Origin of the sequence: Pseudomonas sp. R2-37-08W (genome assembly GCF_003851705.1) — a bacterium.
Taxonomy (GTDB): domain Bacteria; phylum Pseudomonadota; class Gammaproteobacteria; order Pseudomonadales; family Pseudomonadaceae; genus Aquipseudomonas.
In genome coordinates, this window is the sequence record NZ_CP027728.1 from 2,840,718 (window position 1) to 2,851,184 (window position 10,467).

The 10,467-nt window shown below is 60.6% G+C and carries 7 protein-coding genes; 1 reads left to right on the top strand and 6 read right to left on the bottom strand.

All coding sequences use genetic code 11. The features are described from left to right. Window position 1 precedes the first annotated feature (1 nt). A complete protein-coding gene (gene efeU / locus C4J93_RS13065; RefSeq protein ID WP_124404106.1) occupies window positions 2-847 on the bottom strand; it encodes an iron uptake transporter permease EfeU in 846 nt (281 codons plus the stop codon). Between the two features lie 168 nt (window positions 848-1,015). On the opposite strand from efeU, the gene C4J93_RS13070 reads away from it, so the two are divergent. Beyond that, on the top strand, window positions 1,016-2,041 hold the full coding sequence (locus C4J93_RS13070) for an AraC family transcriptional regulator (RefSeq protein ID WP_124429548.1): 1,026 nt from the start codon (window positions 1,016-1,018) through the stop codon (window positions 2,039-2,041). 673 nt (window positions 2,042-2,714) lie between these two features. Here the strand turns inward: C4J93_RS13070 and C4J93_RS13075 are convergent. From C4J93_RS13075 to C4J93_RS13095, 5 genes are all read right to left on the bottom strand, one after another. Beyond that, window positions 2,715-3,239 carry a hypothetical protein gene (locus tag C4J93_RS13075; RefSeq protein ID WP_124429549.1) on the bottom strand — a complete coding sequence of 175 codons (525 nt, stop codon included), beginning with the start codon at window positions 3,237-3,239 and terminating at the stop codon, window positions 2,715-2,717. 217 nt (window positions 3,240-3,456) lie between these two features. Continuing rightward, on the bottom strand, window positions 3,457-4,872 hold the full coding sequence (locus tag C4J93_RS13080) for an efflux transporter outer membrane subunit (RefSeq protein WP_124429550.1): 1,416 nt from the start codon (window positions 4,870-4,872) through the stop codon (window positions 3,457-3,459). Continuing rightward, window positions 4,869-8,048 carry an efflux RND transporter permease subunit gene (locus tag C4J93_RS13085; protein WP_124362755.1) on the bottom strand — a complete coding sequence of 1,060 codons (3,180 nt, stop codon included), beginning with the start codon at window positions 8,046-8,048 and terminating at the stop codon, window positions 4,869-4,871. Before C4J93_RS13085 ends, C4J93_RS13080 begins: the two co-directional genes overlap by 4 nt. Window positions 8,049-8,063: 15 nt before the next feature. Beyond that, window positions 8,064-9,305, bottom strand: a complete 1,242-nt coding sequence (gene mexE, locus C4J93_RS13090) for a multidrug efflux RND transporter periplasmic adaptor subunit MexE (RefSeq protein ID WP_124362756.1) — start codon at window positions 9,303-9,305, stop codon at window positions 8,064-8,066. A 209-nt stretch (window positions 9,306-9,514) separates the two neighbouring features. Continuing rightward, window positions 9,515-10,390, bottom strand: coding sequence for a LysR family transcriptional regulator (locus C4J93_RS13095; RefSeq protein ID WP_124429551.1), 876 nt, complete (start codon window positions 10,388-10,390; stop codon window positions 9,515-9,517). Window positions 10,391-10,467: the final 77 nt, after the last annotated feature.

Below are 10,467 nucleotides of genomic sequence, written 5' to 3' on the forward strand. Positions count from 1 at the left end.
CTTACTGGCTGGAGACGGAAGAAGTGGAGGTGACAGGCTTGGCCGAAGGCGACGGCAGAAAGAACATCACCAGCGCCACCACCAGGTAAATCAGATAGGCGCCGAGGGTGCTGACGGTCGGTGCTTCCTGATAACCGAACATACCGGCAAGCACTGAGCCCAGCGGGCTGTCCATGGGCAGCGCGGCGCTGAAATCGAACAGCACGGTCTGCAGGTGATTCCACACGCCCGCTTCGTGCAAGGCTTGCACCGAGTTGGCGAGAATGCCGGCCGCCACCACGAGGATGAACAGGCCGGTCCAGCGGAAAAACGCACCGAGGTTCAGGCGCATGCTGCCGGTGTAGATCAGGAAACCGACGATGATCGCCAGGATCAGGCCGAGCAGGGCGCCGATAGGTGCACCCGGGCCCTCGCTCTGCTGGAACACGGCGAGCAGGAAGAACACCGTTTCCAGCCCTTCGCGGGCCACGGCGAAGAACACCATGGCGATCAACGCGAAGACTTGATGCCGCGAGCCGGCCAATGCGTGGTCCAGGGACGCATGCAGCGAATGTTTGATCGAGCGCGCCACCTTGCGCATCCAGAACACCATAGAACTGAGAATGCCCACCGCGACCAGTCCGACGATGCCTTCGAACAATTCCTGCTGTTTCTGCGGGAATTCGGCACTGACCAGTTCCAGCCCTCCGCCCACCAGCAACGCCAGCGCCGCCGCGAGAAACACGCCGATCCACACAGCGGGCATCCACTGGCCGCGCCCGGTCTGTTGCAGGTAGCTGGCGATGATGCCGACGATCAACGCCGCTTCAATGCCTTCGCGCAGCATGATTAAAAAAGGAACGAGCATCGGGCACCAGGGCGTAACTAGATAGGAGGCTAAGTTGTAACATAATGATACTCATTGCCAAACAAGAAATATTGACCTTTGCTGAACGTGGGCTGAACGGTGGTGGCGAAGCGCAACCGCCCTTATCATGCAGGCCACCCGAACCGCAGCCGGATTGCCCAACAGCCCATGTCGGAAAAAGACACCATCTCCATCCACCTCGTGCGCGAAGCCCTGCTGCAGAGCTGTGCGCCGGGCGCGGCCACCGTCGAGGCGTTGAGCAAAGTCGGGATTGACCCGGCGCTGCTGGAACAGCCCGGCGCACGCGTGGCCGCCACCGCTTATGCGCGCTTGTGGCGTTTGCTCGCACGACGCAGTGATGACGAGTTTTTTGGCATGGACCCGCGCAAGCTTAAATCCGGCAGCCTGGCGTTCCTGTGTCGTGCCTGCATGGCACAACCGAGCCTGGTGGCCGGCCTGGAAACCGGCCTGGATTTTCTTTCACTGATGTTTGAGCGCCTGCCTGCCCAGTTGGTGCGCCAACAAAGCCTGGCGGAAATCGTGTTGCTCGAACCGGAGCCCGAGCCCAAGCGCGCGTTCACCTATTTCACTTACTGGATGATCGTCCACGGCGTCGCCTGCTGGCTGGCGGGGCGGCGCATCCCGATTCTGGCCATCGAGTTGCGCTGCGCACGGCCGGACTTTTGTGATGATTACCAAGTGATGTTTTCCGACAACCTACGCTTTGATCGGCCACGCACCCGCATGATCTTTTCCGCCGAGTGCCTGGACCTGCCGATCAAACGAACCCCACAGGAATTGCAGCGTTTCCTCAGCCACGCGCCGGCCAATATCCTGGTCAAATACCGCGACCCGCAAAGCCTTGCCAGCCGCATCAAGCATGACCTGCGCCACATGCCCCCACACACCTGGCCGGAGACCGACGGCCTTGCCGCCACCCTGTGTATCTCCGCATCCACCCTGCGCCGCCGCCTGGCGGAAGAAGGGCAGACCTACCAGGGCCTCAAGGACAGCGTGCGCAAGGAACTGGCGATTGTGTGGCTGGCTGAGCCGCAGATCAGCTTCGCCCAGATTGCCGAGCGGTTGGGGTTTGCCGATACGAGCTCGTTTTATAAGGCGTTTCGTAAGTGGAGCGGGTCGAATCCGGGGCATTATCGGAGTTTGATTTTGAATGAAGCAACGCCGCACACATAGCGCTGGTGCGGGACTAGGAAATAACTGACTAATTCCTACTCCTTGGTATGACAGAGCGGTCCTTCTTGTTTTTAGGATGTGACTGGCATACTTGGAACAACAAATCGTGCACCGTTTTAACCACGGTCTTACTTTGTGGTTATGCGCAAATTACAGATAATGGTGCGAAGCCAAAGTTGGGTAAGCCGTACGCGTTGAGTTATTAACCAACCTACGTAGGGTGAGCTTATGAGTCGTTTTATTGCATTACCTTTTGCAGCGTTGATATTGGTATCCGCTCAGGCATCTGCACTGTGCTTGAATATCTCGGAGAGTTTTAGCGGGACAGTAGAGCCGGAAACTGAAGTTACCGTACATGGGCCATTCGTAATAACGGGTAGTAATGGATGTTCTAATGCGAATATTGAGGCAGTGATTTCAGCGGCGGGTGCGGGGAGAGCTCCCCAGATATCCATCGAGCGTGAAGTCGGCTCCTCTTGGACGAAGGTTGCGGCCAATCCTTTGTCTCCTCGGGTGTCTTGGCTGGGGCCTCTCGGTACATATAGAGTCAGGGCGCACAATCCTGATACCGGCTTGAAGGCCTTTTCCGGAACTGTCAGATACGGACGCTAGGCAGCAGTGATAGCAGTGTGTCAGAGCCCTGGCACGCTGCTACCTTCTTGTTGCTTCATTATCAGGCCCGCTCCTCCACCGACAAATCATGTTTTGACGAATTTGCGAAATACGCGAGGGCATTAATGGCACGATTGGCGTCAAACATGCCCTGTATATATTCCGGAATGCCCTGTGAGCGGCCTACGTCTGGGTTGCTTTTTACAAATGCAAGGTAGCCCTCCAGCTTTTCGTCGAGCAGCGCAATTGCATTGAATTTCACATGCGTGTTCGTTTGTCTGCCGGTGGCGTCAGAGGCGCCATCTCCGGATATGAAAATCAGGAAAGCCTGCTCATCGATTACTTTACTATCGAACAATCGCCTCCCTACCTGCTTAAGCTCATCGGTGCTGATAGACGTCATATCATACTTCTTCAAAAACTCTTTCAAATCCGCTAGCTCGCCTTGCCGCCACATTCGCAGTTCGTCAACGGCGTTTGACTCTTCCGTGATTGTGAACGCATTCGTGACCTTTTCCGGGTTCTTGATGACGAACGCATCCGTCTGTTTGGAAAGCACATTAGGTATTGTCACTCTCATGTCCATGTCGTCTCCTTATAGATGAAGGGTACGTCCCGTTATCGACCTCTTTTGAATGATATTTAAGACATTTGGAAATTTGGGAAGTGTCTGACGGATAAGGATTACCAACAGGCAAAAACTGTTTGACTCACTGATAACCGCGCAAAAAAAAGCCCCGCGACCGAATGGATCGCAGGGCTAAAAATTGGCTGGATGCGACCAACCAAAGGAGCTCTTTACATCACTTGGCGGTAGCGACCACCGTATCCGGCTGCCAGCCACCTCCCAGCGCCTTGTAGATCGCAACGATGCCGCGATACAGATCCACTTCGGCCTGGGCCTGGGAGTCTTCGGCGGCCAGGCGTTCGCGTTGGGCGTCGAGCAGGACCAGGAAGTCCACGGTGCCTTCGCGGTAGCGGATCGCGGCCAGGTCGGCGGCGGCGCGGCTGGATTCGCTTTGGCGGATCAGCGAGACCAGGCGTTGCTGACGCTTGCCGTAGTCACTGAAGGCGTTTTCAGATTCTTCCAGGGCCAACAGCACTTGCTGTTCGTAGTTCGCCAGGGCGCCATCGGCTTCGGCGTCCGCGCCGCGCAAGCGGGCGCGCACGCTGCCGAGATCGAAGGCAGCCCAGGTGATGCTCGGGCCAAGGGCCCAGGCATTGGCGGCGGACGAGCCGATCTGCGAGCCGCGCCCGGCGGTGAAGCCGAGGAAGCCGCTGAGGCTGACCCGTGGGAACAGGTCGGCCTTGGCCACGCCGATGCGTGCGGTGGCGGCCGCCAGTTTGCGCTCGGCGCTGAGGATGTCCGGGCGCCGTTGTAGCAGTTGCCCAGGGTCGCCAATCGGCAGCGCCTTGGCAATCGCCGGCAGGTCTTTCGGGCTCAGGTCCACGCTCAGTTTGTCGGGGCGCTGGCCGAGGAGGGTGGCGATGCGGTTACGCTCGCGCACTTGCTCGGCCTGCAGTTGCGGCACGCTGGCTTCCACCGACGCAAGGCGCGCATCGGCGCGTTCCACGTCGAGTTGGTCGCCCACGCCGGCATCGCGCAGGCTGACGGTGATGCCGCGGGAGTCCTGCTGGTTTTTCAGGTTGTCCAGGGCAATGCGTTCACGCAGTTGCGCGCCACGCAGTTGACCGTAGGCATCCACCAGTTCAGCGATCATGGTGACTTGCAGCTGGTACAAGTCCGCCTCGGCGGCCTGCTGGTCTGCGTCGGTGGCTTCCAGGTTGCGCTGGATGCGACCGAACAGGTCCAGTTCCCAGGCCATGTCCAGGCCGAGGTCGTAGCGCTCGGTCTTGACGCGGCGGGTGGTCTGGCCGGGAATCTGGCCCTTGCCCTGGTCACTGCTGACGCGGCTGGTGATGGTCGGCATGGCGTCGTTGCTGGCGTCATCGCGGATCGCACGGGCCGCCCGCAGACGGGCAAAGGCGACGCGCAGGTCGCGGTTGCCCTGCAGCGACTGGCTGACCAACTGGTTGAGGGTCGGGTCCTCGAACTGCTGCCACCAGATGCCTTCGAACTTGGCATGGTCATATTGCTTGGCATCGGCGGCGGCCGTGATGTTGGCCGCCTCCGGAGTCTGGGTTTTGTAGTCCGGGCCCACGGCACAGGCGCTCAGCGCCAGTACCAGCAAGCTCGGCAGGAATACTTTCACGCTCATTGCTGTGTCTCCAGCTTCAAGGCCTTGGCCGCTTTGCGTGCTTCGCTGCGCTCCACATAGCGACGGATCAGTACGTAGAACACCGGCGTCAGCAACAGACCGAAGAAGGTCACCCCGATCATCCCGGAGAACACCGCCACGCCCATGGCATGCCGCATCTCGGCACCGGCACCGCTGGACAACACCAGTGGCACCACACCCATGATGAAGGCGAACGAGGTCATCAGGATCGGCCGCAGACGCAAGCGGCAGGCTTCCAGTACCGCGGCGAGCGGGTCGAGGCCTTCCTGCTGTTTATCCTTGGCGAACTCGACGATCAGGATCGCGTTCTTGCAGGCCAGGCCCACCAGTACGATCAGGCCGATCTGGGTGAAGATGTTGTTGTCGCCGCCGGAGATGATCACCCCGGTGATGGCCGACAGCAGCGTCATCGGTACGATCAGGATCACCGCCAATGGCAGGCTCCAGCTTTCGTATTGGGCGGCCAGTACCAGGAACGCCAGCAGTACGCAGAGCGGGAACACGAACAGCGCGGTGTTGCCCGAGAGGATTTGCTGATAAGTCAGGTCGGTCCACTCGTAGGTCATGCCGTTGGGCAGTTCATCCTTGAGCAATTTCTCAATCGCGGCCTGCGCCTGGCCGGAGCTGTAACCCGGTGCGGCGTTGCCGTTGATTTCAGCGGTGATAAAGCCGTTGTAGTGCATCACACGGTCCGGGCCCGAGGTGTCGCTGACCTTGATGAAGGTCGCCAGCGGGATCATCTCGCCTTTGTTGTTACGCACTTTCAGCTGGCCGATCTGGTCGGAGTCCTGGCGGAACTGTTGCTCGGCCTGCACGTTGACCTGATAGGTACGCCCGAAGCGGTTGAAGTCGTTGGCGTACAACGAACCCAGGTAGACCTGCAGCGTGTCGAAGATGTCGCTGATTGCCACGCCGTGGGTCTTGGCCTTTTCACGGTCGATGGCGGCATCGACCTGCGGCACGTTGACCGTGTAGCTGGTGAACAGGCCGAACAGCTCAGGCACGCCGTGGCTTTTGGTGATGACGTTCTGCACTTCTTTGTACAGCTCGTCATAGCCGAGGTTGCCACGGTCCTCGATCTGCAGGCGGAACCCGCCGATCGTGCCCAGGCCTTGTACCGGCGGCGGCGGGAAGATCGCCATATAGGCTTCTTCGATACTGGCGTACTGGCCGTTCAGCGCACCGGCAATCGCACCCGCCGACATGCTCGCGTCTTTACGCTCGTCGAACGGTTTCAGGGTCACGAACACGATGCCGCTGTTCGGGCTGTTGGTGAAACCGTTGATCGAAAGGCCGGGGAACGCAATCGCGCTTTCCACGCCAGGTTGCTTCAGGGCGATGTCCGACATGCGCTTCATCACGCTTTCGGTACGGTCCAGGCTCGCCGCGTCGGGCAGTTGGGCGAAGGCCACCAGGTATTGCTTGTCCTGGGCCGGTACGAAACCGGTCGGCGTGTGGGCAAACCCGAAGAATGTCAGCACCATCAGGCCGGCGTACACGAACAGGGCGATACCCGTGCCGCGAATCACCCGGCGCACGGTACCGACGTAGCCATGGCTGGCCTTTTCGAAAAAGCGGTTGAAGGGACGGAACAGCCAGCCACCGAAGATCTTGTCGAGGAACCTGGAGAAACGGTCCTTCGGTGCGTCATGGGCGCGCAGCAACACGGCCGCCAGGGCAGGGGACAGCGTCAGCGAGTTGAATGCCGAGATCACCGTCGAGATGGCAATGGTCAAGGCAAACTGTTTGTAGAACTGCCCGGTCAAGCCACTGATAAAGGCGGCCGGAATGAACACCGCACACAGCACCAGCGCCGTGGCGACGATCGGGCCGGTCACTTCGCGCATGGCTTTTTCGGTGGCCGGGAACGGCTCCAGGCCCAGTTCGATATTACGTTCGACGTTCTCCACCACCACGATGGCGTCGTCCACCACGATGCCGATGGCCAGTACCAAACCGAACAGCGACAAGGCATTGAGTGAGAAGCCGAACAGGTGCATCACCGCAAACGTACCGATCAACGACACCGGTACCGCCACCAATGGAATGATCGAGGCGCGCCAGGTCTGCAGGAACAGGATCACCACCAGCACCACGAGGATCAGCGCTTCGAACAGGGTGTGCACCACCGCTTCGATGGAGCCGCGTACAAAGATCGTCGGGTCATAGGCGATGCGGTAATCCATACCGGCCGGGAAGCCTTTTTTCAGCTCGGCCATCTTGGCGCGCACATCGTTGGAGATATCGATGGCGTTGGAGCCTGGCCGCTGGAAAATCGGAATCGCGACGGCAGGCTGGTTATCGATCAGCGAGCGCAACGCGTATTGGCTGGAGCCCAGCTCGACCCGGGCGATGTCCTTCAGACGGGTGATCTCACCGTTGGCGCCGGCGCGAATCACAATGTTCTCGAACTCCTCCTCGGTGACCAGGCGGCCCTGGGTATTGACCGACAACTGGAAGCTGGTGTCACTCGGCGCCGGCTGGGCGCCCAGGGCACCGGCGGCCACTTGACGGTTCTGTTCGCGGATCGCGTTGACCACATCGGTTGCGGTCAGGTTGCGCGAAGCGGTCTTGTTCGGGTCCAGCCACACGCGCAGCGAGTAGTCGCCCATGCCGAACAACTGCACGTCGCCGACGCCGCCCAGGCGGGCCAGCTCATCCTTGATATTGAGGATCGCGTAGTTGGACAGGTACAGCATGTCGTAACGCTGATCCGGGGAGGTCAAGTGCACCACCATGGTCAGGTCGGGAGAGGCCTTGTCCACGGTGATACCGATGCGCGTCACTTCCTCAGGCAGTTTTGGCTGAGTCCGCGTCACCCGGTTTTGCACCTGCACCTGCGCGTTGTCCAGGTCGGTGCCCAGGGCGAAGGTGATGGTCAGGGTCAGCTTGCCGTCGGCGGTCGACTGCGAAGACATGTACAACATGTTCTCGACGCCGGTAATGGCTTGCTCCAGCGGAGCCGCCACGGTTTCGCCGATGACTTTAGGGTTGGCGCCGGGGAAGTTGGCGCGTACCACCACGGTCGGCGGCACCACTTCCGGGTACTCACTGATGGGCAGTTGGAACAGCGAGATTGCACCGGCGATCAGGATCAACAGCGACAGCACCGCTGCGAAGATCGGCCGCGAAATGAAGAACTTGGAAAAATTCATCTTGAGTCGTATCCCTTAACCGCGTGGAGTCGCGCTGCTGGCGAGCTTGGGCGCGGGTTTTTCCGGCGCCACTTGCTCCAGGTTGCTGGCTTCAAGCGCTTGTCGTTGTTGGGCCAAGGCGGCGAGGGTTTCCTGGCTGGCCATCGGAATGGTTTCCGGTGCGACCGGCGAACCTGGGCGTGCGCGCTGCAGGCCCTTGACGATAATGGTGTCGTCCTTGTTCAAGCCGCTGCGCACGATGCGCAGGCCTTCGATCTTCGGGCCCAGTTCGACGGCGCGATAGGCGGGCTTGTCGCCCTCCATCACCAGCACGAACTTCTTGCCCAGGTCGGTGCCCACGGCTTCGTCGTTGATCAGCACGGCGGAGTAGGTGCCGCTGCCCACCAGCTTCAAGCGCGCATACAGGCCAGGGGTGTATTCGCCCTTGCTGTTATCGAACACCGCGCGCCCACGGATGGTGCCGGTGGCCGGGTTGACCTGGTTATCGACGAAGTTCATCTGGCCCAGGTGCGGGTTGCCGGTTTCATTCGACAGGCCCAGGTACACCGGAGTGGTTGCGCCGCGACGGCCTTGGCGGGCCAGCTCGGTGTACTTGAGGAACACCCGTTCATCGGCGTCGAAGTAGGCGTAGACCTTGTCGGTGGAGACCACGCTGGTCAGCGCGGTGGTGTCGGCGGTCACCAGGTTGCCGGCGGTGATCTCGGCGCGGCTGACGCGGCCGCTGATCGGCGACGTGACGCGGGTGAAGCTCAGGTTCAACTTGGCCAGGTCCAACTGCGCCTGGATCCCGGCAACAGCGGCGCGGGCTTCCTGGGCGGCGGTGGTGCGCGAGTCGGCCAGTTCGGCGGAGATCGCATTGCTCTGGCGCAGGCGGTCACCGCGTTGCGCTTCGTTATCGCTGCGGGTGGCGGCGGCTTTCGTTTGCGCAAGCTGGGCTTCGAGGCGGCGTACCTCGGCCTGGAACGGACGTGGATCGATCTGGAACAGCAGGTCGCCTTTCTTGACCAAAGCGCCTTCGGTGAAAGCGACTTGGTCAATCTGGCCCGACACGCGTGGACGAATCTGTACGGTTTCCGGTGCTTCCAGGCGCCCGGTGAATTCATCCCACTCGTTGACCGGCTGCTCGAGCACCTTGGCCACGCTGACTTTCGCCGCTGGCATGGCGGCCGCTTGGTCCGGGGTCTTGCCGCACGCGCTCATCACCACCACGGCCAGGATCGCCAGGGGGAAGCGCAAATGTTTGAGTGACTGTTCCATGAGGTGCATCCGCCAATGTATTGAGATGGGCGGATCATGCGCGGGGAGACGGTATGTCACGAATCGAATGAAGCAAAGGTAACTATCATTCGGAATGATATAAGCGCGCGGACAGCCCTCCAGCATGGGGGTTTCGTTAGGGTGCTATCAATGCCCTTGATGGCAACAGTCTATTGCGCAGGCTGTAAGAGACTCACGCGGGAGCGCCGTTATCCCTTCAACACCAACGACATGCCCGGATAGTGGGCGCAGATGAACTCCACAAACGCGCGAACCTTCGGCGCCGCAAGGCGCCTGGATGTATGCAGCACCCACAGCGCGGGTTCCATTCCGTGCACCGTGCCCCACTGGACCAACTCGCCACGGGCAAGCTGGTCCCCGGCAATGGACTGTGGAATCAGGGCGGCGCCTGCACCGGCGACAGCCGCATCCCGCACCATCAGTAATGAAGAGAACCGTAGCTTGGGCTTAGGCTCCAGCACCAGCTCCCCGCCATCGAGATGCCAGTGGGTGGGCTCGAAACTCGACGTCACGATAGCGGCAACGGGCCGGACCGCGCCGGGCAGCGGCTTGAGCACCTCCGGCGCCGCCACCACGACCAGCCGGTCTTTAGCGAAACAGCGACCAACCAGGCTGCTGTCCGGGCTGGGGTTGATGCGGATGGCAACGTCAAAGCGTTCCTCTACAAGGTCAACCAGGCGATCCTCGGCGACGACTTCGATCTCCACTTCAGGGTAGGCGGCGCAGAACTCGGCGCCAATGCGCCCCATCGCAAGCTGCGAGAACAAAACCGGGGCAGCCACGCGCAAGCGTCCGCGCGGTGTCGAGATGCCCTCACGAGCCGCCGTCAAGGCTTCGATCACCTCGCCCAGCGGACCTTCCGTGCGTGTCATCAGCACTTCGCCGGCTTCGGTGAGTTTCAAGCCGCGTGCGCTGCGCTCGATCAGCCTGACGCCCAGTTGCTCTTCCAGGTCAGCGATGCGGCGCGACAAGGTCGCCTTGGCTATACCGCTCGCACGGCTGGCCTTTCCGAGCCCTTCATTGGTGGCGACGAGGGCAAAATCGATCAGCGCGTTCAGGTTCATAGTGTTCCACTTTTGAAACGAAGTGTCTGGATTTTGGCGTCTGTGCTCCGCTTGCGCAACAGCATATCGTTGAACAC